The sequence below is a fragment of the Bacteroidia bacterium genome, from assembly GCA_041391665.1.
Lineage (GTDB): Bacteria > Bacteroidota > Bacteroidia > J057 > J057 > JAGQVA01.
The window spans coordinates 2,306,774-2,331,508 of the sequence record JAWKNO010000002.1; the positions used below are offsets into that span (position 1 = coordinate 2,306,774).

Genomic DNA, 24,735 nt, shown 5'->3' on the forward strand with positions numbered 1-24,735 from the left:
TCAGTTCTGATAAATCCTGTCAAAACTCATAACTCGCCCATGCGTCAGGCCCCCGGTCTTTCAACAATTTCCAGTGAGATAAAATCGCTTTTCCCAGTCGTGGCTCACAAAGATAAATTAGCCCAAACTCCTCCGCTGTTTGTTTTACCAAAGGGGTAAGCTCCGGATAATGAATATGACAAATCCGCGGAAACAGATGATGTACAACATGATGATTAAATCCGCCAAACAGGAAGTTTACTGCAGCATTTTGTGTGGCAAAATCAGAAGTCGTAATCACCTGATGTTCGGCCCATGTAGCTGAAATCTCTCCATTTTCATCTGGCAAAGGAAATACGGCATCTTCTCCGACATGTGCAGACACCAACGCGATGGCAACCACCGCACTGGCTGAAAAATTCATCAACAGCCACCCCAGCATGATCATCCACCACGGCTGCGCAACCATTACCATCGGAATTACCAAAATATAAAAGAGGTAAAAAACTTTGAATATCAACATCTTCGCAAATTCTCTCCGGGGAAATTGCCCCCGCCGGAATGCGCCTATATTCTCCGAAAAAAAGTCGATAAAATCTCGCCGGTACAACCAATGTATGGTATAAAAGAGATACACAAATGGCATGTAAATATGCTGATACCGATGGACGGCCTTCACAATATCGTTGGGAAATATCCTGACAAATCCCACCTGCCGGATGTCTGAATCCTGATCCGAAATATTGGGATACGGGTGATGGGCAAACACATGGCGATTTCTCCACATAAAAGAATTGGCCCCCATCAGGTCAAAAAGCAAACGGATGGTTTTGTTGACTTTATTGCGCCTGGATATCGCACTGTGTGCCGCGTCATGTCCCAGATTCAAGCCAATCAAAATCGCCAGCGCGCCCATGACCATATAACCAAACAGCATCCAACCCGTCTTTTCGCCAGAAAAAATTACCATCAAATAGGCAATCATGTACACAGTGATAAGAATAATTCCCTTCACCCAAAAACGAACATTGGCATAAGTAGAAATATTTCTGGAATGAAAGTACGCCCGGACCCGCTGGTTTAAGGCCTTATAAAACAGATCTTCTTTTTTTTGAAATACGACGGTTTCAGGTTGGCGCATGTGGGGCTTTTTAGAATGGAAATTTACAAAAAGTATTTCGCCAGTACAATTCGGTACGTTTCTATTGTTGTTAGGGAATCATTCAACTGCGAATAATCTCCATCCGGGAAAAAAAATGCATTTAAAATGGTAAACCGCTCCGCCTGGTCGGCTTTCGGATCAGACAGTATCCGCGAGCCATGGTCTCCCTGAATGATGATCACCGGCTGCCGCGTTGTGTCCTGCAGCAGGGCAGTGACTATCTCCGCTATCTTCTGGTCTGTATACATCAATTGTTCCAGATAGGCCTCCTCGTCATTTTTCCCCGGCAGATTTCCTCCTGAATAGATTTCACCCCTCCGGTCAAAAAAGTAGGGGGCATGCGGTACGCCAAAATGTGCGTACAAAAAAACCGGAGTATCATATGCAGACAGAGAAAATTGACTGAGAGAATCGACAATAGCTATATCGGTGAGAAATGAAGGTATATGCAAAAAATCGTCCTGTAGTTTTCCCCCCAGCGTTTTTCGCCATAGCATTTGCCCTGTTTCAGCCGGATCAGAAATAAACAAATTGTCCCAATAACGCGGCGTTTCGGGCAAATCAAAAAGCGAATAGTTGATCAACTGATAGCCAGCTCCTTTTAATTTTCGGGGAACTTTTCCGCTACGGATAAATGCCCGGGCCATCCCGTCGCTCAGATAAGAAGAAACGGGGACTGTATGAAGAATGGGGATACTATCCATCTCAAACAGGGAGGAAATCGACTGGCCGGTATGGTCATAGTTGCTGTGGGCATTTTCGGCAATATAAAAGCCTTTCCCCAGCAAAAATTCTCGCAAGGGGGGGTGATAATCCCAAAATTTTTCCAGGCTCCCAAAACTTGTATGTGCGTCCACGATGATTTGTACAATATCGGGGAAATGATCTGTAACCGTCGGAGTCTCAGCGACCGTTGTCAGAGCATGTTTATGTTGTATTTCCTTCCCAATATCTTTCCCCTGCCGATATGCCCATACAACCTGTAGCATTTCACCCGCAACCAAGATCAGAAACAGTACATTCAGGTAACGTGTCAGAAGCTGGGGATTTTTTTGACGGAAATGCAAAAACAGTAACCATAATCCCCACAATATCAAAGCGATAGGAATGAGTACCCTGTGCCGCCCCAGCCCGGCAATTGCAGGCGTTTCGCTGGTATATTTATAGATTGCGGCATAATGCAGAAAAAATACCCCCGCCAAGGAGACACTGGCCGTAGCCTTCGCCAGATCGCTAAACAGGATTTTATTCAGCAAAACAGCCAGCAACAATAGTCCAGTCGTGCCAGCCAGCCAGAACAAAAAAGCCTCAGACAGTGAAAAAAAATATACACTCTGTTTCCAGCTGTACATGATGAAAAACAGCATCAGCAAGGGTAAATGTGCCCATTTTGCAAAAACTTTCCATAAACCCGAATCACTGTATTGCTCGCTCATCCTGTTAATCTTTTCGCTGCATAAGATAAAGTATCCGGTCAGAATGTGGAACGATACATTTTTCTTCCATCAAAAAATATCGGGAGAACACATCTTCAAATCCTTTCTCATGGTATTCGGAAAAAATGTCTTCCCTGAATCCCAGCATTTCCTGCACCTTTGGATCGGTTTTGGGAACAAATTCGATGATAAGCTGTGAGCTTATTTGGGCAAATAACAGGGCCAGTTTAGCCAAAGGAATATTATTTCCAATCACCAGATGATGCACCAATGCCAGTGCCAAAGTCAATTGCGGCAAAGGGCGCCCCAGCCAGGCTGTGCGTTCAGTATTTACCCACCCAAGTCCTGGACTGGGATTTGTTATATCCAGTCTTAGCGGGAGTAAATTGGCGACTTTTTCATTTTGTACCTGCTGATATCCCCATTCGACAGCTAAGGGATCAGAATCAAAGGCGATAGTCAATCCATAAGCGGCACAGATTCGGCCAAAAGTACCGTCATTTGCACCCAGATCCCAGGTATAGGAAGGCCGGATTTTATCAATCCATCCGGCAATAATATCTTTTTTCGAAATCAGATATAAATCATTAATAATCAATGATTTATAATAGTCTTCCCAGGTCGAAATCTGGCTTTTTACTTTCAGGCTCTTCACGATATTTTCCAGAGAATGAATCAGTCCGTAAAAAGAGGCAGATGAAAATGAGGGCGCTTTTGAGGAAGGCTGGGAACTGTTCTTTTTTCCCGCTTTTCCATGCAAAAAAAGGTGGATGGCCAGCCCGGGCTTTATTTTCATCTGGAAAGGCAAAAGTTTATATACCATATCCAAAGGAATACCATCAGTATACTGCTGCATCAGGGTTCCGAGGCGAATGTCGCGTCCGGCCATCAGAGCTAATGGTGCCAGAAAATGACGGCAAAATTGCCCGTAAGCCACCCAGGGAGTACCGGGTCGGAGGATTTCAAACGAAGTCGTATCTATAAACGTAACCTTTCCCCGGTGAAATTGAATATTGTAAGCGGAGGCATCCCTGAGTGACATCCCGTATTCCATTGCCATAAGCTGAATAGAAAGCGTCAGCAATGCAGCTTCGCGATACTGGAGAAAAGACCATTCGTAGGGATAAGAAATAAAAGGAATAGTTTCAGGCTCAACCACCCTGTATTCAGAAGGAAGGTCTGTCCACGTATTTTCCACCTCATGATGAGGAATCAGCCATCCCTTGTTTATCAGTTGATCATATAACCCGGAATCGATCAAATGGCGGTAATGGGGCTCGTAGGCAGGTGAAATCCAGCGGAACACGTTCCCATTTTCTGAAAAGACACCACCATAAGGATCGCGGAAGGAGCCGGGGAGAAAATCCATTATTCGTCAGTCCTGTTTGTTGTTTGCCGGGAAAATAGCCCGAAACCAGGCGAAAACCGTATCGCGGATTTTTTTAAAATAAAATCCCACGGCCAGTCCGCCAGCAATCAGCAACTGAAATAAAAAACTGCCCGAACCCGGGTCAATGTACAGGATAAAAAAATCCATGGTTTTTGCTTGGTTTACGCTTTTTCAAACTATTCAAAGATATTGCGAATCTCAAACAATCGAAAGGAAAGAAACCGGAAAATAAAACATGGAGAAACCCGGGGGCTAAAAAGGAGAAGCCTCACACAAAATGTATGAGGCTTCTTTGTAGCGGGGACTGGACTCGAACCAGTGACCTTCGGGTTATGAGCCCGACGAGCTACCAACTGCTCCACCCCGCAATATATTTTTAAGTGTTGGGTTAAAAACTTGCCACTATTTTTTCTTGTTCTTCTTAAACGGAGTGCATAGTTAAAGGTTTCATCTTACATTTGCAAAATCTTTTTAATATTTTTCTATTGGAATCGAATAATTCTCATAAATCCGGGTTTGTAACCATCATTGGGAAACCCAATGCGGGCAAATCGACCCTACTAAACCAGTTGCTGGGCCGCAAGCTCAGTATTACTACTCCCAAAGCCCAGACCACCCGGCACCGTATATTCGGGATTGACAGCGGGGATGACTACCAGATTGTCTATTCCGACACACCGGGGCTTATCCGCCCCAAATACAAGCTCCAGGAGCGAATGGTCAGTTTTATCGGAGAGTCGCTGGAAGATGCAGATCTTATCGTACTGCTGATCGCGGTAAATGAAACTTTCCCAGAAGAAGATCTGGTCGCACTTGCAGAAAAAACCCATATCCCCAAAATACTGGTTATCAACAAAATAGATGCTGTACCGGAGGAAAAAGTTTTTCTTCGCATGAAGGGTCTGCTCGATAAATTTGAATTTATTGAGGCCATTCCTGTTTCTGCACTCACGGGTACCAATGTGGATAAACTGAAGTCCCTGGTGCTTCAACATCTTCCGGAAGGCCCGCCTTATTTTGAAAAAGACCAGATATCAGATCGCCCTGAACGATTTTTTGCCGGAGAGATCATCCGGGAGAAAATTTTTCTTCTGCTGAAGCAGGAACTGCCATACAGCACCCAGGTAGTAATAGATACTTTTACCGAAGAAGAGGGACGGACCTATATTCAGGCCACGATCCATGTGGAAAGACAAGGCCACAAAGGAATGATCATCGGCAAGCAGGGAAGTATGCTCAAAAAAATAGGTATGATGGCCAGAAAAGATATCGAAACTTTTCTGGGTGATCATGTATTTCTGGAACTGTATGTAAGAGTTACAGAAGGCTGGAAAAACAGCCGTTCGCACCTAAAGGATTTCGGTTATGAATAAATAGTACAATTATTCAAATTTTCTTTCTTTCAGCAGCAAAGGTAATAACCTGCTCAATAGTGGCTTTATTTTCCAACCGATAAGCATGACCTTTCGGAGGAAATTAAGGCAAAATGGGGCATAAATACTTTTTTACACCTGGGTTTTTAATATTGTTCTGTTCGCTGGCATTTACTCAATCAACTCAAAAGGCAGATAGTCTCAAAAGGGTAATATCAGCAACTCAAATTGACACGGTAAAGTACATCACCTACCTTCACCTTGTAGACAATTTTCTTCCTGGTTCTATCGATTCCGCCATTTATTTTCTCAATAAAGCAGAGTCGATGGCCATTGAAATGGAAGACACCGCGAGAATTGCAAAGGTTTATCGTGGGTTTGGATACATCAATGAATATGTCTTACAACTGGATGATGCCAATAACTGTTTTGCTAATGCTGCCCAATTATACTCCGAGGTTGGGGATAATTATCAATTAGTGGTTATTTTCTATCGTCTGGCAAACAACTGCTACATGAAAGGGCAATACGAAGATGGGCTTCGCTATTGCGATTCGGCATTTTCCCTGATTCAAAATACCGGAAAGAAAAACATCAAAGAACTGCCACAGATATATGAAATCAAGGGGCTGTTGTATCAAAAATTAGGGAACTATCCGGCCAGCATGGAATCGCTGCAAAAAGCGATGAACGAATGGGAAAAGCAGGAATCCTCCATTGGGATGGCTTCTGTTTACAATAATATGGGGTTGATTTTTCTTGATCAGGAGATGGATTCCCTCTCATTGGATTATTTCCACAATTTCCTGCGTATCGGAATGGAAGCAAAACGCAAAGACTTTGAGGGAATCGCCTATATTAACCTCGGTGTAGCCTTTTCAAATTTAGATCAGGATCAATTTGCCCTTATCAACTATGAAGATGCGCTGAAAATATTCGAAGATTTGAACGTGCCCAGTAAAACGGTACTGCTGCTCAATAATATCGGCGCGCTGTATCGCAAACAAAAAGACTACGTCAAAAGCAATGAGTACCTGTATAAAGCCCTCGACTTAATTGCCGGCACGGATGAAACCGACATCAGGATTCATATTTACAACAACCTTGGGGCAAACTATCTCAGCCTCAACCAGCCCGATAAGGCCCGAAACTATATCGACAAAAACTATGCGCTAGCCATGCGGAAAGGCTCTCTCTCCCAAAAGGTGGAAGCAATCGAGCTTCGCACCGATTTTGCGGAAGCCACCAAAAATTTTCAGGAGGCCTTCGCCTTTCACAAAAAATATACAGAATATAAAGACAGCCTGATCAATCAAAACAGTATCCAGAAAACTGCCAATATCCGGCATCAGTTTGAAATGGAAAAGCAGGAAGCCGAAGCAAATCTTTTGCGCATGGAACAAGATTCGCAAAAGCAGATGATCAAAACACAACGGGTTTTTCTGGTTTTGTCTATTCTGGGTATGCTCATCACGATCGGGTTGGTGATTTATTTATACAGCTTGTTTCGGTTTAAGAAAATAGCAAATGGGAAACTCCAGGAACAGGCCATCGACTTGAAAAAAGCTAAGGAAATCGCAGAAGATGCCTCCAAAGCAAAGGCAGAGTTTCTCTCTATTATGAGTCACGAAATTCGCACGCCCATGAACGCCGTCATCGGTATGACTCATCTGCTGCTCGATGATTCACCTCGACCCGATCAGATGGAATATCTGAACACCCTTAAATTTTCAGGAACCAGCCTGCTTAGTCTGATCAACGATATTTTGGATTTTAGCAAAATTGAGTCCGGAAAACTCAGCATCGAACACATAGATTTTAACCTGAATGAGCTTGTCCGGGGAATTACTCATTCATTGGGTATCAAGGGACAGGATAAAAATGTAGTTGTCAAATACAATTACGATCCCGCCATGCAAAAAATATACAATGGCGATCCTGTGCGACTTGGGCAAATACTTACCAATCTGGTAGGTAATGCCGTTAAGTTTACCGAACAAGGGTCGGTAGAACTGCGGGTCGAAAAAACGAATGATGAGAAAATAAAGTTTGAAGTAATCGATACCGGTATTGGCATACCGGAGGACAAACAAGCGCTAATCTTTGAACAGTTCGCCCAATCCTCCGCTGATACGACCCGAAAATATGGCGGAACAGGGCTTGGGCTGGCAATTACCAAAAAGTTACTGGAACTGATGGATTCAGAAATTCATCTGACCAGTATCCCCGGAGAAGGAAGTACATTTTATTTTACGCTGCCGTTAAAGCCATCTTTAAATATTCTAAAAACCATGACGGAAGATGCATCGGGAAAACAAAAAACCTTCAAAAATCTGAGCGGGCTGAAGGTACTCGTCGCAGAAGACAACAAAATCAATCAGGTAATCGCCCGAAAATTTCTGGAAAAATGGGAAATCCGCACGATCGTTGTCAACAACGGCCAGGAAGCACTCGATCAGATCTATCAGGAAAAGTTTGATGTGATCCTGATGGATATTCATATGCCAGAGTTGGATGGGATTGAAGCTACCCGAATGATTCGCCAGTCCACCAATCCAGTTATTGCTGATTTGCCCATTATTGCGCTTACGGCTTCTGCTTTGGAAGAAGAAATAAAATTGATCATGGAGGCAGGAATGAATGATATTGTAACCAAACCATTTGACCCGATTACCCTGTATCAGATGATTGCCAGGTATCATAAATTCGAAGAAATTGAATCCGCTGCATAATTTTGTATCACGTAGAAAAAGTAAACTTGGGAAACTCACTGATACCTTGTAGCTTGCGCTCCGTTTATGAGTGGTATAGTAGCAATTGTAGGCAGGCCAAATGTTGGCAAATCTACCCTCTTTAATCGTTTGATTGAGGAGAGGAAGGCGATCGTCGATGATATGAGCGGTGTAACCCGCGACCGGAATTATGGAAAGTCCGAATGGACAGGGCATGAATTTACGGTTATAGATACAGGAGGATATGTCCCGGCCTCAGAAGATGTATTTGAAAAAGCCATCAGAGAGCAGGTGCATATTGCGATGGAAGAAGCAGATGTGCTGATTTTTATGGTGGACATTACGGCGGGCGTGACGCCACTCGATAAGTCTTTCGCCAACCTCGTCCGTCAAAATCCCAAAAAGGTCATTCTTGCCGCCAATAAGGTCGACACCCCCAATAAGGTGATGGACAGCTACGAGTTTTATGAACTTGGACTTGGCGAGATTTTCCCAGTCTCTGCGATCAATGGCAGTGGCACGGGCGAATTAATGGACGCGATTATCGAGGCGCTGCCCGAAGAGAAATCCTATACAGATATAGAAGGCATTCCCCGTTTTGCCGTAGTTGGGAAACCGAATGTGGGCAAATCGAGTATGATCAATGCCCTGCTCGGCAGAGATGTCAATATCGTCACACCTGTGGCTGGCACAACCCGGGACAGCACCGACACCCGATTTAATTCGTTTGGCCAGGACATCATTCTTGTTGACACAGCAGGGCTGAGAAAAAAAGCCAAAATTCAGGAGAATATTGAATTTTATTCTACCCTGCGCACCATCAAAGCCATCGAAAGCTCAGATGTTACGATCTTCCTGATCGATGCTACCCAGGGAATTGAATCCCAGGATCTCGCTATTTTCAGCCTGATTGTTAAAAATAAAAAAGGGGTCGTCCTGCTTGTCAACAAATGGGACCTCATGGAAAAGGAAACCAATTCTGCCCGCGATTTCGAAAAAATTATCCGGGAGAAAATCGCTCCTTTTAATGATATTCCAATCATTTTTGGTTCGGCATTGACCAAACAGCGACTCATCAAAGTGCTTGAAGAAGCATCAGCCGTTTACGCCAATCTCGAGAAAAAAATCCCTACCAATGAGTTGAACGAACAGATGCTCGATGCCATAAATCGCCATCATCCGCCAACTTCGAGAGGCCGCATCATCCGTATCAAATACGTGACACAAATTCCGGCAAAAATACCGACATTCCTCTTTTTCACGAATCACCCGCAACATATTCAGGAATCGTACAAGCGATATCTGGAGAATCAACTTCGTGAAAGATTTGGGTTTACCGGCGTACCGGTAAACCTCTTTTTCAGACAAAAATAGTTCATAACCTGCTAGTTGCTGATTGCAGGTACTACCTGTACCCACTGCCCGCCCTGGCGCGCCTGGATTGTCGGATCGTACATAGCAGCCGTAACTACTGTCGGCAGATAATACCTTCCCAGATAACTGGCGTTCAATAAAATATGGAATGTCTTTGTACTGGATCGCTTCAGATCATAGAAGGAAAATACCCGGTCATCCCGAATATCCTGATACGTAGGAATGACACCCCCCGGCCCGGAACCATCCAGGCGTGTATTGTGAATCTCCCAGCCTGAAGGGAATATCTGGGTAATCGCCATCTGTTCATAATCCATTGTTCCGGTATTTTTCACCATTACCTTAGCAATAAAATCTGTCCCTTGCTCAATTTTAGAAGGATCAAGAAGCAGACCATCCATTGTGGTATAGGTAACCTTTATCGCGACACCGTTGGAAGAACTGGTAGTATCTTCCTGCTGAGGTATTCCGTCCAAAATAAGACGTGGATAAATCAATCCGCCCCCTTTATTTTTCAACTCCAGTTTTCCCTTTTTCACATCCGACAGTTCTACCTGCCATAGCGGAGAATTTTCAGTTATGTCCTGCCATTTTCCACCGTCAAGCCGCCATGAGAATTTCAGCCGGGCTGTACTTCCCCCCTCGCCTACATAACGCGCCATGGCAACCAGACAATAAGCAATCTCCTGGGTATTCATTTCTCCTTCCGAACTCAGTCGATCCGAAATTGATTTGACCAGTGTTGTCGCTTCTGCTTTCCGATCCATCACGCTTAGGGCCTGAAGAATTACCGCCTGATCTCTTACTGTCGAGCCGAATGTGCCATTTTGCTCCTTATACTTTTTGGCATCTTTACTTAAGGTTTTGGTCATTTGTGCAGCAACTTCCGTTTGGCCGGCGAGGTAATAAGCGGTTGCCAGATTCCACATGGCAGCTGAGTACACGCCCGTGCGCTGACGCATACGGTTCATCGCGCCCAATTCAGGCTGCCCTGCCAAAGCAAGTAAAAACAGGCGATAGGACTGATTAAGTGCAGCCCCGTCATCTCCGCCATTCCAGTCCCTTGCCTGCGTCTGCTGGTAAGATTTCCAGTTTTGGATAAGATCAGCGGGCAGCGAATATCCTGCTTTTTCTGCTTCCAGAAGAAAATGCCCTGCATAGTTGGTGCCCCACTCATTGACTTCAGACTGCCCGGGCCAATATGCAAACCCTCCGCCAGGTGTTTGAAACAGCTTCAACCGGGCAATCCCTGCGCGGATATTTTTGTCAATATCTTCCTTTCTGGATGGCGAAAGATTCAGCAAATGCGTAAGATATACCTGTGGAAAAACGCTTGAAGTCGTCTGTTCAATACAGCCATAAGGATAGTGCACCAGGTATTCCAGGCGGTTGCCCAGGCTGAGCGGAGGAATAGCCGAAACTTCTACCATACCATGGCTGGTTCCTCTCATACCTATAGGCTCAATATTCTGCTCCCATGTGCCACTGGCCTCCAACTCTTTGGCAAACACATCCGTAACACGTGGGTTTGGCGTACGGATTTCAATATCGGTTTCGTATGTGGCGATCTGATCACCGGATTGTGCCGTGATTTTCACCGTCCCTTTACCCAGAGTACTAAGTACGGATAGCTTAAAGTTTGCCATTTTTTCGCCGGTTTCAGAAAAACGAACTACCTGGGTTTCATTTTCTTCCACCAGCATTTGTTTACCGGTCTGAACGGTTACATTCACCGTTTTGATATTATCCTCCAGGGCAAACACCGTCACAGGTAACTGTACTTGTTCACCAGGCCCCAATACCCGTGGAAGTGAACCCAGCACCATCAGCGGCTTTTTGACCGTGGTACTTTTTTCAACAGAGCCGTATGCGCCATTGGGCGAACCTGCGACAACCATCGTTCGCACAGCGCCGACGTAGTTGGGCATATCGATATTGTGTGTCTGAGTCTCTCCCGCCTTAAGTTCAAAGGGACCCAGAAATTTAACTACAGGTTTAAATCTGTCAGGCTTTTTACCCTCAGGTCCATCGGAATCAGCGCCCCCGCCGATACTGAGCATACTTTTTATTTCCCCGCCAAATGCACCCAACACATGGTCAAAAATATCCCAGGTGCGAACATCCAGCGCCTCACGCTGATAAAATGTCTGCCAGGGAGAAGGTGTCTGAAACCGCGTGAGCCCGAGGAGACCTTCATCCACAACAGCCAGTGTATAGGTCATGGGCTTGCCTTTCTGTTCGCTTACCTTTACGGCATAACGCGAGTTTGGCTCCAATTGATCGGGCATGGCCAGCACGGGAGTCAGGTGGGTGGCAGGATCCTCAACCTTCACGGGCACTACGCCATACAATCTGATCGGGCGATCGTTGGCTGTTTGCGCATGAGGCTGCAGCAGGGTTATATTCACATAAATATTGGGCGCCATTTCTCCGGTTGTCGGTATGGAAAAACGAGTAGTTCCTTCCGTGGCATCTGCCCAGTAAGCCTGCAAAACTTTTGTACCGGTCTCCACGCTTATCAAAGCTCTGCCCTTCCCACCGGAAGGAATGCTCAGTTGAATGGTTTCACCTACTGTGTAGGATTCCTTGTCCGTGGTAAAATTCAACATTTGAGCGCCTCCCCGGTCATTGTCTGTAGAGCGACCGGCCCAGCCTGGCCAGTCGATGTATACGATTTTCCCGGTGGCATGTCCATTTTTATCAGTCATTCTGATAAGGTACCGGCCCCAATCAGGGTATTTCACATTCAGCTTCCAAACCCCTGCACCATTAACGGTCCGGACGGTTGCAGACTGAAGTTCAGTTGCATTCACTTTCCCCTGATATGTACCAATATTGTCTTCAGAATTATCCCACCACCATTTCCACTCCAGCTTGTAAAATTTCACCTCAACTTCTGAGGATACCGGCCGGCCTTCCTTATCCACCGTGGCAATTTCGATATTGTGATCGGTATCAGTCAGCAACATCCCACGCGCGGCATCCCCTTTAGGTGCTTTTAGCCCAACATATGTATCGTAGGGATGAAAAGGCATGCTAAAACGGTCGGTACTGAATCCACCACCCGGTTCAAATACTTTTCCTTTAAAGTTTGCGACCAGCATGCCAGGGGCATCGCTGTTGGCGGTGATCTTTGCAGGAATCTTTGCCAGGCCAAGTTCATTGAGCTTGCCCTCAAACAGCGTCTTTTCCTCTGAGGAGAACTTTCTTACCGGATCAGTGAAAGTAAAGGCCGAGTACTTAGGAAAGGATACAGGCGCATCCTGGAGCGTTACCTTCACATCTGCCTGAAGGTTTTTTGCAATTGCTCCGTGCAGCCACTGTACTTTAAGGTCTGCCTCGCGGGTAAATGTCTGTTTTGACAAATAGGGAACGCCAAAATCCAGTTCGAGCTTCAGTCGGTTGGGAACAATCGTTTCGACTTTTACAGATTGGGTAAACGTCGAGCCCCCTACTTTCACTCTTGCCAGATAGTTGCCGGTAGGAGCATCAGGTGCCGTGGATGTCGGAAAAGGATAAAAACCATTTACCCCTTCGGTTCTCACCATTTTTTCAACTACCTGCCCATTCGGATCGAGTAACTCAAAAATCACCGGGTGACCGGCTGGCAGTGTTTTATCTTTATCTTCCAGTATAAATGTGAGGAATACCGGGTCGCCGGGACGCCACACCCCTCTTTCTCCATAGATAAAACCTTTTACCCCTTTTTGATATTTTTTACCCTGAGTATCAAACCGGCTCATGGAAAGTGCAGAGCCATCATCCAGCCGAAGATAGCCCCGCTGATCACCCATTTTTGCCACCATCAGATAAGGCGTGCGGTCAAATTTGGCCCTGATCATCCCTTTATCATCTGTCGTTGCAGTGGTAATCAACTGATGCTGATAGTCATAGACTTCCAGCTTTGCGCCTGCGACAGGCTGAGTTGTTTTCAGATTGGTTACTGCGTAAAAAGAACCCTGGCTTCCTTGTTTGGCAATAAGGCCGAGATCAGAAGCCAGAATATTTCGTTTGGCAATTCGGTCTGAATTGTAATAGGCTTGTTTGCAGGGATTGTCCCTGTCATCATAATCTTCATAATAATAATCCCAATAGCTGTCTTCGGCACCTTCCACATAAGTAAACCAACCTTCCTCCAGTTCCAGCATATCTTTATCTTTTTCCTGCTCATCCTCGCCACAGGTAAAATATGCATAAGATTTTCTGAAGCCGAGTGATATTTCATATATCGACCCCGGATCGGTATTGATCAGGCTACTCAGATCCAGGGAATGCCGGTTCCAGGTGTTGAGATCCAGTTCCGTATTCTTATCTAGGTCTATCCGCTTTTTGGCGACCATCTGCCCCACTCTTTTCATTTCTCTGTTTCCATCCAACTGATTTACCTGTAAAAACTGAGGGACATTTTTTTCAAAAATTTTAATGACCCTGACATCGATTGCTTTCAGGCCAATAGCTTCAAAAACAAAAGGAAGCGCATTTTCTGACCGGGGTAAAATGGTTCCCTGCCCTACCAGCCTCACTTCAGGGTTTATTTCGCTAAACACAATTTTCTCCCGGAATGGGATATTCAGCTTTTCATCATCCGCACTTAAAATTCCCGGCTCTGCCTTGATCTCTACAGGCCCGGTAATCGCGCTGCGGGGATAAATACGGATCTGGTTTGCATCAATCGTAAATCGTAGCCCTGTCTCCCCCATTGATATAAGCCCACTGAGGTCCTGATCTTTTTTCACAGGATTGGAAAACTCCAGAATCACATAGGGATCGGGACTATTAAAGGTATAAGTCTGAATAGGGTAAAAACTACCCAGTGCGGGAACCGGAATTTTCTTTTCGCCCCGGCTGTCAACATTCAACTTTGCGCCATTCCACGAAAGATCCACTTCATAGGATTTGTCAGTCCGGGCAAGACTATCTACCAGAAATGAATGCGCATTTGAGGACTCATCATGTATCCATTTGATTTTCAGCGACCTGCCCTTTGTGGTTGCATTGAGCATTTTTTCAATATTTTCGGCAGGCTCAAAATCGACCGTCTTCACAATGCCAGAAACCTGCTGCCAGTGAGGCTGTGACTGACCAACCGGACGGATTCCCGTGAGCTGCACAGACAAATCCTGACGACGGGTAGCAAACTGAAACGGAAAAGAAGCCAGATCATCAGGAATTTCTTTTTGGATTTGCTGCATATCCAGCCGGGCGCGGTAAATAGTCCCTGATGGCAGCATTTCGGCGGGTTTAAACTCGATGGTTCGACTATCAATCCATTGCGTTGTGCCTGCAATAGACGGAGAAAAAGCAAAGGGGCTTTCATCGACCATTTTACCTACCTGTTCAGAACTCGCGATATCAAAGGCAAACCGGATACGAATCGGCGAATTCCGGCTGATCTCTCCTGCGGTATAAGCAGAGAGATAATCATTAAAACCGGTATCATACACGGTAAATTCCAGATTACTTTGCTCAGCGGTGAGGTAGTATATACCTCCCGAAAGAATAGATACAGCACTTAAAGCAGCAAGGAGAATAAGAAGTTTTTGTTTCATAGCTGGAAGGGGTGAGAATGTATGAGAAGGTTTTTTATAGCATAACTTCAGCAATCAGATAATCGGCAAGTACCACACTCAGGCAGCTATATACTACCGCTTTAGTACTGGATGCACCAACTTCGAGCGCACCACCTTGTGTATAATATCCCTGATAAGCTGATACAGTAGTAATAATTAATCCAAATGTAAAGGCCTTTACATACATGACAGCAACCTGATAGGCATTGTAATAGGTCTGTACACCGATAGTAAACTCCAGGCTGGTCACAGCGCCCGAAAGGTCTCCTGCCACCATTCCCCCAATATGTGCAAGAAAGGCCGAAACAGATACCAATACCGGGAGTGCAATAAGCCCGGCGACAATTTTTGGGAGAATCAGATACGCACTCGAATTAATACCCATTACTTCTAAAGCATCAATTTGCTCAGTAACCCGCATGGTACCAATCTCAGAAGCGATTTTAGAGCCAATACGACCAGCAAGTATAAAAGTCAATACCGTCGGGGAAAGCTCCAGCAAGGTCGTAGCAGAAACTACGGAACCAATAATAGATTTAGGCACCAGACTCGTAACCAATTGATAGGCGGTCTGAAGCGTACTTACTGCCCCGATAAAAACTGAAATAATCACGACAATCGTCATACTCCCCATGATCATAGAGATCACTTCTGTCATCGCCAGCCTGTAATAGATCAGCGGTTTTTCCAGTGTCTTAAACATTCCACCCAAAAGGAGGAAATACCGGCCAATATGAAAAAACAGTTTACTCAATAAATATCAGATTGATGAATGACCGCCCCAAAAAAGCGAATATTGTGCAGGGATGCAACTGTATCTTTTGACTCTTTGAACGTTATAATAGAAAAGTAAAGAAATTTTTCTCATATCAGATCACCAAACCCCAATTCCTTTCGTATCGTTAGAAAAAGAGTATTTATGCGCTCAAAATATATCAGGTTTTAACTAACATTATGGTAGAGATTTTCAGGCGTTCCTAAACAAAAAATCCAACAGGTAAAAAAAAGCCCATTGACAATGAATCACCGTTTTTGTATTTTCCATTAATTAAATAATGATTCCCCGTTATTTTCGTTATAAGTGTAGAAGCATAAGCAAATCCAATGAATTCTGTGTGAGGTGTAAATATTCTTTTTGACAATTGAATTCTGCCTTTCAAAGAGATCATGAAAAAAACTTTCGTCATATTATCGGCTATCTATCTGCTACTCACCGCTTCCCTCAGAGCAGATGACAGGATTCTTTATGATCATATCAAATGGAATACGTATGAAGTTCCATTTTATACATTTGCAGAATTTACGCCTCAGGTTGCGCTCCGTATGGAGTATGCAAAATTTGAGATGGAAAATGCGGCAGAATGGGAATCGCTTTCCCGGCAAAATACCGCTTATGAAATTGATCTTGTATTCACCAAGTATCCTAAAAATATTGAAGAATGGCGGACCAATTACTACCAGTTGCTCAATGACCGCCTGATTACTTTATTTCAGCTGGATTCTTCGCTCCAGTCACCCAACATCCGTTGGAATATGGTTCTCCAGACTCAATGTATGACGGAAGAAGAAGCAAAAAAATATTTTCATGGCTTTGTCATCAAGTACCGGCCCAGGAAAGCGCCTGTCATTGACGATATTGAATCCCCGGAACAGTTAAAGGACCTGCTTGCCGGAAGGGCTATTTCCAGAGACTCTACTGTTTTCAGGGTTATGGAAAGAAACCCTCAATGGAAAAATATGCTCGTAGTCATGGACTGGACGGGCTCTATGTACAAATTTGGTGCGCAGTTGGTTCTCTGGTACAAACTTAATATCGAGCAGGGGGACCCCAAGGTCAGGCATTTTGTTTTCTTTAACGACGGCAATAATAAAAAAACGTGGCAGAAAAAAGCAGGACGGGCAGGCGGGGTTTACCGGGCCAAGTCAGGTGATATGGAGGAGATTGTTTCTACCATGGAGTATGTAATGAAAAAGGGAAATGGGGGTGATTCTCCCGAAAATGATTTGGAAGCAGTGTTGACGGGCATACAGTATCTCGACAACTTTGATGAAGTGATTCTGATTGCTGACAACAAAAGTGATGTCCGGGATATGGAATTGCTGGATAAAATCAACCGCCCGATAAGGATTATCATTTGTGATCTTAAGCGCGGAAGCGCCATTCACCCCGATTATATAAAAATAGCCCGACAGACCGGAGGTAGTATTCATACGATCACACGGGATATCGATTATATGAAGCCCACTGTGTCCCGCCAATCGCCTGGACTCTAAAGCGTATTTTGTTTATTATTAAACAAAAAAATTACATCCATTTATATAAAAACAGAAGCGGGAACTCAATCTTTTGGATAGGGTTCCCGCTTCGCTGTCAGCTCCCGTAGGATACTGGCAACGTCAAGTTACAGTTATTGGACAGTCTTTCAACTTAAGCTCCGAAGAACCGCGGTATCAGACGAACCATCAGGATTTGTCGTGCGCTGAAGCCTCCTTGCGGAGTTGACTTTTCCTGACAGCACAGTTTTTTATTGGACTTGTCTCCGGCTCTATCCATAGACTTTGCCGTATGACTTGTACAATATCCTTGCAGACATGTACATCCAGCGAAACAATTTCTGGTTAATATCAATCAGACACATCTTTACAGTTGTGACCTGCTGTACCGGATATCTTTATTTCATTGCTGATATATTGATACCCTATCCCTTAGGATTTCACCAAAAACTCCTCTTCATTTCGGTTATTCACCTGCTTGTTAGAGAACGACTCCAGAATTCTGCTTTTTGGCAGGTTCTGTTAGTGAGTGGGGTTTCTTTTAACCTGTCTTTTATCTCTCACTTGATGAATCTAATATCGCTGGATATATTTGCCTTTACAAATTTTTTGATGTGGAATTATAAACAAGTTTTACGCCTTTCCACAAGTTATCCACATATTTTATACACACTGTGGATATCCTAATCAGGCAGTTTCAACGATCAAAGCAACTGATTGGCGAGATTTGCCAGTTCTGATCTTTCTCCCTTTTCAAGGGTAATATGGGCAAATAATTTTTGCCCTCTCAGCTTATCAATCATATAGGAAAGTCCGTTGCTTTGAGCATCGAGATACGGTGTATCGATCTGATTGATATCTCCCGTAAATATCAGCTTTGTATTCTCACCTGCCCGCGTAATAATGGTTTTAACTTCATGTGGAGTCAAATTTTGGGCTTCATCAATTATAAATATCACTTTGGAAAGGCTCCTTCCCCGAATATAGGCCAGAGGGGTGATCACGATCTTTTCTTCCTCCAGCATGGTCTCTATTTGTTTGTATCGTTTATCGGAGGGAGGAAACTGATTTTTAATAAACTTGAGGTTATCCCATAATGGTTCCATATAGGGATTTAGTTTTTCTTTAATGTCTCCGGGAAGTGCCCCAATATCCTTATTTCCCAGCGGAATAACCGGTCTGGCGATCAGAATCTGTCTGTAGTCCCGTCTTTGTTCTAAGGCGCCAGCCAGGGCCAGAAGTGTTTTCCCTGTGCCCGCGACTCCCTGGATAGTAACCAGTTTGATATCCGGGTTCATGATTGCATGGAGCGCAAAGGTCTGTTCTGCATTTTTGGGAATAATTCCGTATGCAGATTTTTTATCGATCCTGTCCAGCTGATTTTTGAATGGATTATGGTAGGCCAGAATAGAATGCGTACCATTTCGGAGAATAAAGTAGTGGTTTTCCACCGGATGTTCATCAAATATCAGATTCGTAGGAATCGATTCATCCCGAAAGATCTTATCAATGGCATCTTCCGGGACATTTTCTTTCAGGGACTTACCCGTATACAGGTTACCGACATCTTTAATTTTGCCGGTTTCATAATCTTCAGCGGGCAGATTCAGTGCTTTGGCTTTCAGCCGGAGGTTAATATCCTTTGTTACCAGTATGACCTTACTTTGTTTTTCTTCTTCCTGAAGGGCAATTGCCGCGTTGAGGATTTTATGATCTGGTTTTGCATGATCAAATACCCTTTCGGCATCCAGTGAAACAGGTTTGTGGGACATCAGCACTTTAAAATGTCCCAGTCCGGAACCTTCCAGCGGTATCCAGTCCTGGAGGGTGAACTTTCCGGAAAGTTTATCTATAAACCGGATAAACTCCCTGGCCTCAAAATTTTTGGTAGAATTACCCTGCTTGAAGTTGTCCAACTCTTCCAGTACGGTGATCGGGATAGCGATATCATTTTCCTGAAAATTAGTTATCGCCTGATTGTCGTATAGGATAACAGAAGTGTCGAGGACGTAGATTTTTTTTGCAACTTTTCTTTTCGGCATATAGCGGCGAAATAGATTTTGTACAAGTTACAATAAAAAAGTGAGGTATCCATTGATAATCCCGGGATGGCATTAGTCAAAAAAAAAGAGGTCATTCCGGATGGAATGACCTCACAAAGGGTGGCGTCGACCTACTCTCCCACGTGTTACCGCAGTACCATCGGCGCAGTGGGGCTTAACTACTCTGTTCGGGAAGGGAAGAGGTGGACCCCCACGCTATGGACACCTAAAAGGTGGTTGACACAAGTTGAGTACCGTTCCCGAAAACGGCCCTGTGTCGCTATAAGTTCGACATATTGTAAAGATAAAGCAGCAAATGGAGCACTTTGCAGTAAAGCAAAGCGAAGAAAATCTATCGGGTGATTAGTACGACTCAGCTGAATATGTTACCACACTTACACTTATCGCCTATCTACGTGGTCTTCTTCCACGACCCTCAAGGGAAAACTCATCTTGCGGTGGGCTTCGCACTTAGATGCTTTCAGCGCTTATCCCTTCCCGACATAGCTACCCAGCGATGCAGCTGGCGCCACAACTGGTACACTAGCGGTCGGTCCAACCCGGTCCTCTCGTACTAGGGTCAGCTCCGCGCAATTTTCCTGCGCCCGCTACAGATAGAGACCGAACTGTCTCACGACGTTCTGAACCCAGCTCGCGTGCCACTTTAATGGGCGAACAGCCCAACCCTTGGGACCTTCTCCAGCCCCAGGATGTGACGAGCCGACATCGAGGTGCCAAACCTCCCCGTCGATGTGAGCTCTTGGGGGAGATCAGCCTGTTATCCCCGGAGTACCTTTTATCCTTTGAGCGACGGCCCTTCCATGCGGAACCGCCGGATCACTATACCCGACTTTCGTCCCTGATCGACTTGTGAGTCTCTCAGTCAAGCACCCTTCTGCTATTGCGCTCTACGTACGATTACCAACCGTACTGAGGGTACCTTTGGAAGCCTCCGATACTTTTTTGGAGGCGACCACCCCAGTCAAACTACCCACCTAGCGCTGTCTTCCTTGCGGAATTAGGCAACCATTAAAGAAAGGGTGGTATTTCAAGGACGGCTCCCCGAAGACTGGCGTCCCCGGTTCATAGCCTCCCACCTATCCTACACATTCTTCAACCGTTGGCAACACTAAGCTATAGTAAAGGTTCACGGGGTCTTTTCGTCCCGTAGCGGGTAACCGGCATCTTCACCGGTACTACAATTTCACCGAGCTCGTGGCCGAGACAGTGCCCAGATCGTTACACCATTCGTGCAGGTCGGAACTTACCCGACAAGGAATTTCGCTACCTTAGGACCGTTATAGTTACGGCCGCCGTTTACTGGGGCTTCGATTCAGAGCGTGAACCCCTCCTCTTAACCTTCCAGCACCGGGCAGGTGTCAGGCCTTATACTGCGTCTTTCGACTTTGCAAAGCCCTGTGTTTTTGTTAAACAGTCGCCTGGGCCATTTCTCTGCGATCTGCCGAAGCAGACGTCCCTTCTCCCGAAGTTACAGGACTAATTTGCCGAGTTCCTTAGCCACGATTCACTCGAGCACCTTAGGATTCTCACCCCGACTACCTGTGTCGGTTTACGGTACGGGTCTCTCTGACCTATGCTTAGAGGGTTTTCTTGGCAGTCTTTACCCACACTTTCCGCTCAGCCGTAGCCTCGCGGTACTGTCAGGTTCGACAAGTTCTGCGGATTTGCCTACAAAACTTCTATCTACACCCTTTAACGTGGAATTCCGTCTCCACGCGGTGGTTTCAAGCCTGCGTCGCCCCATCGCAGTCAGAAAAAGTATCGGAATATTAACCGATTTTCCATCGACTTCCCCTTTCGGGTGCGCCTTAGGTCCCGACTAACCCTATTCTGATTAGCATTGAATAGGAAACCTTAGTCTTTCGGTGTGCAGGTTTCTCACCTGCATTATCGTTACTTATGCCTACATTTGCTTTTCTATGCACTCCACCAAACTTCGCAGTTCAGCTTCTCTGTCCATAGAATGCTCCCCTACCTATCTGCCTAAGCAGATACCATAGCTTCGGTAGTATGCTTTATGCCCGATTATTATCCATGCTCAAGCACTCGACTAGTGAGCTGTTACGCACTCTTTAAATGAATGGCTGCTTCCAAGCCAACATCCTAGCTGTCTTCGCACTCAAACCACGTTAGTTCAACTTAGCATACATTTGGGGACCTTAGCTGATGGTCTGGGTTCTTTCCCTCTCGGACCAGGACCTTAGCACCCTAGCCCTCACTCCCGGGGATATCTACCGGCATTCGGAGTTTGTCAGGGTTTGGTAGGATGTGACTCCCCCTAGCCCTATCAGTAGCTCTACCTCCGATAGACTCACCCCGAGGCTGTTCCTAAAAACATTTCGGGGAGTACGAGCTATTTCCCAGTTTGATTGGCCTTTCACCCCTACCCACAAGTCATCCAAACACTTTTCAACGTATACTGGTTCGGTCCTCCATGGCCTGTTACAGCCACTTCAACCTGCCCATGGGTAGATCACTAAGGTTTCGCGTCTGCCCCCACTAACTCTCCGCCCTGTTAAGACTCGCTTTCGCTCCGGCTACGGACCTTAAATCCTTAACCTTGCTAGTGAGGAGCAACTCGTAGGCTCATTATGCAAAAGGCACGCCGTCATCTGCCTAAGCAGACTCCGACTGTTTGTAGGTGTACGGTTTCAGGTACTTTTTCACTCCCTTATGCAGGGTGCTTTTCACCTTTCCCTCACGGTACTTGTGCGCTATCGGTCATCTGGGAGTATTTAGCCTTGGCGGATGGTGCCGCCAGTTTCAGACAGGGTTTCTCCGGCCCCGCCCTACTCAGGATTCCACTAGGTCCAAGTTCGTTACGTCTACGGGACTATCACCCCGTCTCGTGCCGCTTTCCAACGGTCTTCGACTTCCTCCCTCTTTCCATCTCGTGGTCCTACAACCCCGATGCGGCCGTAACCGCACCGGTTTGGGCTGTTCCCCGTTCGCTCGCCACTACTTAGGGAATCACTTTTGTTTTCTCTTCCTACAGGTACTTAGATGTTTCAGTTCCCTGCGTTCGCCTCCCATTGCTGGGATATCTGCCGTAGCAGATGGGTTGCCCCATTCGGATATCTCCGGATCGCAGACTGCTTGCGTCTCCCCGAAGCTTTTCGCAGCTTGCCACGTCCTTCTTCGCCTCCAGATGCCCAGGCATCCCCCGTACACCCTTCTCTTTTTTCTTCTAACTCTTGCATACAGCTAATCGCTTAGCCGCATTTTTTGCTACTCTATCTTTTCTTACAATATGTCAAATAACTTCAGACTTCAGATCCCTTCCGTCTTCGTGGAGAATGTCGGAGTCGAACCGACGACCCCCTGCTTGCAAAGCAGGTGCTCTAGCCAGCTGAGCTAATCCCCCCAGCCACGACTTCTTCGTGGTGGGCTTGCGTGGACTCGAACCACGGACCTCTACATTATCAGTGTAGCGCTCTAACCACCTGAGCTACAAGCCCCTCTAGTTAGTTCCGTAGCCCTTTACCCTTGGCCTTTCGACCAATCTCGCAACCGAACTAAGTGAAAATACGTGATGCAGAACTAATACCTAAATTCAATAGATCCTGTTTTCTCTAGAAAGGAGGTAATCCAGCCGCACCTTCCGGTACGGCTACCTTGTTACGACTTAGCCCCAGTTACCAGTTTCACCCTAGGCGGGCTTTTACCCCCGACTTCAGGTGCCCCCGGCTTCCATGGCTTGACGGGCGGTGTGTACAAGGCCCGGGAACGTATTCACCGCGGCATGGCTGATCCGCGATTACTAGCGATTCCAACTTCATGGAGTCGAGTTGCAGACTCCAATCCGAACTGAGAACGGCTTTTAGAGATTGGCTCACCTTCGCAGGCTCGCTACTCGCTGTACCGTCCATTGTAGCACGTGTGTCGCCCTGGGCGTAAGGGCCATGATGATTTGACGTCATCCCCGCCTTCCTCACTCCTTGCGGAGGCAGTCTCCTTAGAGTCCCCACCATTATGTGCTGGCAACTAAGAATAGGGGTTGCGCTCGTTGCGGGACTTAACCCAACACCTCACGGCACGAGCTGACGACAACCATGCAGCACCTTGCACTCTGTCCCGAAGGAAAACCACCTTTCGGCGGCGGTCAGAGGCATTCTAGCCCAGGTAAGGTTCCTCGCGTATCATCGAATTAAACCACATGCTCCACCGCTTGTGCGGGCCCCCGTCAATTCCTTTGAGTTTCAGTCTTGCGACCGTACTCCCCAGGTGGGTCACTTATCGCTTTCGCTTGGGCACTCAAAACCGAAGTCCCGAGCACCTAGTGACCATCGTTTACAGCGTGGACTACCAGGGTATCTAATCCTGTTCGCTCCCCACGCTTTCGTGCATCAGCGTCAGTTGTGTCCTAGAAGTCTGCCTTCGCAATCGGCGTTCTGCGTGATATCTATGCATTTCACCGCTACACCACGCATTCCAACTTCCTCGAACATACTCAAGCCTGTCAGTATCAATGGCGGGTATCCCGTTGAGCGGGACGTTTTCACCACTAACTTAACAAACCGCCTACGCACCCTTTAAACCCAATAAATCCGGACAACGCTTGCACCCTACGTATTACCGCGGCTGCTGGCACGTAGTTAGCCGGTGCTTATTCTTCAGGTACCTACATCTATGCCTATAGCATATTATTATTCCCTGATAAAAGCAGTTTACGACCCAGAGGGCCTTCTTCCTGCACGCGGCATGGCTGGTTCAGGGTTGCCCCCATTGACCAATATTCCTTACTGCTGCCTCCCGTAGGAGTCGGGCCCGTGTCTCAGTGCCCGTGTGGCTGATCATCCTCTCAGACCAGCTACCCATCATCGCCATGGTGAGCCGTTACCTCGCCATCTAGCTAATGGGACGCATGCTCATCCTCCGACGCCAAAGCTTTCTTTCATAAACCATGCGATTCATGAATCGTACGGGGTATTATTCAGCGTTTCCACTGGCTATTCCCCACCGGAGGGTAGATTGCATACGCGTTACGCACCCGTGCGCCACTCGTAGTCTCCGAAGAGACCTTACCGTTCGACTTGCATGTATTAGGCCTGCCGCTAGCGTTCGTCCTGAGCCAGGATCAAACTCTCCATCGTAGATTTCTCTTACGATATCGTCTACTTTCCTTTAGGCTTCGCTTGTTTCGCAACAAGCAAATCTCAGTTCTGCATCTTAACGTATTTCAATGAACTCTTATTTTTTCCCCGCTTCGCCCGCTCCTCAATCCCCTGTTAAACTCTTTTTTTAACCCGTTTTTCTAAAAGCCTCGCAAAGGTAAGGGTAATTTTTAAATCTGCAAACAAATCTTCTTTTTTTTCTGAAAAAATTCAGATTCTAACCATTCAGCACTCAAAACTTACCATTTAAACAATAAGCTTTTCTGTC

At 45.9% G+C, this 24,735-nt stretch carries 11 protein-coding genes, 3 tRNA genes and 3 rRNA genes; 4 read left to right on the plus strand and 13 right to left on the minus strand.

Annotated elements, in window-relative coordinates:
• Nucleotides 1-19: 19 nt before the first annotated feature.
• From R3D00_20820 to R3D00_20840, 5 genes are all read right to left on the minus strand, one after another.
• Nucleotides 20-1,120 carry an acyl-CoA desaturase gene (locus R3D00_20820; GenBank protein MEZ4775642.1) on the minus strand — a complete coding sequence of 367 codons (1,101 nt, stop codon included), beginning with the start codon at nt 1,118-1,120 and terminating at the stop codon, nt 20-22.
• 23 nt (nt 1,121-1,143) lie between these two features.
• Nucleotides 1,144-2,577: a sulfatase-like hydrolase/transferase gene (locus R3D00_20825; GenBank protein MEZ4775643.1), complete on the minus strand. Its 1,434-nt coding sequence runs from the start codon at nt 2,575-2,577 to the stop codon at nt 1,144-1,146.
• A 4-nt stretch (nt 2,578-2,581) separates the two neighbouring features.
• Nucleotides 2,582-3,946: an SAM-dependent methyltransferase gene (locus R3D00_20830; protein MEZ4775644.1), complete on the minus strand. Its 1,365-nt coding sequence runs from the start codon at nt 3,944-3,946 to the stop codon at nt 2,582-2,584.
• A gap of 6 nt (nt 3,947-3,952) precedes the next feature.
• Nucleotides 3,953-4,114, minus strand: coding sequence for a hypothetical protein (locus R3D00_20835; protein ID MEZ4775645.1), 162 nt, complete (start codon nt 4,112-4,114; stop codon nt 3,953-3,955).
• Nucleotides 4,115-4,262: 148 nt separating this feature from the next.
• Nucleotides 4,263-4,335 (minus strand) — tRNA-Met (locus tag R3D00_20840).
• Between the two features lie 117 nt (nt 4,336-4,452).
• On the opposite strand from R3D00_20840, the gene era reads away from it, so the two are divergent.
• The 3 genes from era to der all read left to right on the plus strand — a co-directional run bounded on the left by era (nt 4,453) and on the right by der (nt 9,446).
• Nucleotides 4,453-5,340, plus strand: a complete 888-nt coding sequence (era, locus tag R3D00_20845; GenBank protein MEZ4775646.1) for a GTPase Era — start codon at nt 4,453-4,455, stop codon at nt 5,338-5,340.
• A 113-nt stretch (nt 5,341-5,453) separates the two neighbouring features.
• Nucleotides 5,454-8,072, plus strand: coding sequence for an ATP-binding protein (locus tag R3D00_20850; protein ID MEZ4775647.1), 2,619 nt, complete (start codon nt 5,454-5,456; stop codon nt 8,070-8,072).
• 66 nt (nt 8,073-8,138) lie between these two features.
• Nucleotides 8,139-9,446: a ribosome biogenesis GTPase Der gene (der, locus tag R3D00_20855; protein ID MEZ4775648.1), complete on the plus strand. Its 1,308-nt coding sequence runs from the start codon at nt 8,139-8,141 to the stop codon at nt 9,444-9,446.
• An 11-nt stretch (nt 9,447-9,457) separates the two neighbouring features.
• On the opposite strand, the gene R3D00_20860 is transcribed toward der, so the two are convergent.
• Nucleotides 9,458-14,995, minus strand: coding sequence for an MG2 domain-containing protein (locus R3D00_20860; GenBank protein ID MEZ4775649.1), 5,538 nt, complete (start codon nt 14,993-14,995; stop codon nt 9,458-9,460).
• Between the two features lie 34 nt (nt 14,996-15,029).
• Complete coding sequence (locus tag R3D00_20865) at nt 15,030-15,770, minus strand: ABC transporter permease (GenBank protein MEZ4775650.1); 741 nt, start codon at nt 15,768-15,770, stop codon at nt 15,030-15,032.
• A gap of 413 nt (nt 15,771-16,183) precedes the next feature.
• Between R3D00_20865 and R3D00_20870 the strand changes: the two genes are divergently transcribed.
• Nucleotides 16,184-17,290 carry a hypothetical protein gene (locus R3D00_20870; GenBank protein ID MEZ4775651.1) on the plus strand — a complete coding sequence of 369 codons (1,107 nt, stop codon included), beginning with the start codon at nt 16,184-16,186 and terminating at the stop codon, nt 17,288-17,290.
• A gap of 704 nt (nt 17,291-17,994) precedes the next feature.
• Here the strand turns inward: R3D00_20870 and R3D00_20875 are convergent.
• From R3D00_20875 to R3D00_20900, 6 genes are all read right to left on the minus strand, one after another.
• A complete protein-coding gene (locus R3D00_20875; protein MEZ4775652.1) occupies nt 17,995-19,332 on the minus strand; it encodes a PhoH family protein in 1,338 nt (445 codons plus the stop codon).
• A 118-nt stretch (nt 19,333-19,450) separates the two neighbouring features.
• A 5S ribosomal RNA gene (rrf, locus tag R3D00_20880) occupies nt 19,451-19,562 on the minus strand.
• Between the two features lie 112 nt (nt 19,563-19,674).
• Nucleotides 19,675-22,540, minus strand: a 23S ribosomal RNA gene (locus R3D00_20885).
• 103 nt (nt 22,541-22,643) lie between these two features.
• A tRNA-Ala gene (locus R3D00_20890) sits at nt 22,644-22,717 on the minus strand.
• A gap of 17 nt (nt 22,718-22,734) precedes the next feature.
• Nucleotides 22,735-22,811 (minus strand) — tRNA-Ile (locus R3D00_20895).
• Nucleotides 22,812-22,929: 118 nt separating this feature from the next.
• Nucleotides 22,930-24,446 (minus strand): 16S ribosomal RNA (locus R3D00_20900).
• Together the 16S, 23S and 5S rRNA genes with 2 tRNA genes alongside form the textbook arrangement of a ribosomal RNA operon.
• Nucleotides 24,447-24,735 lie beyond the last annotated feature (289 nt).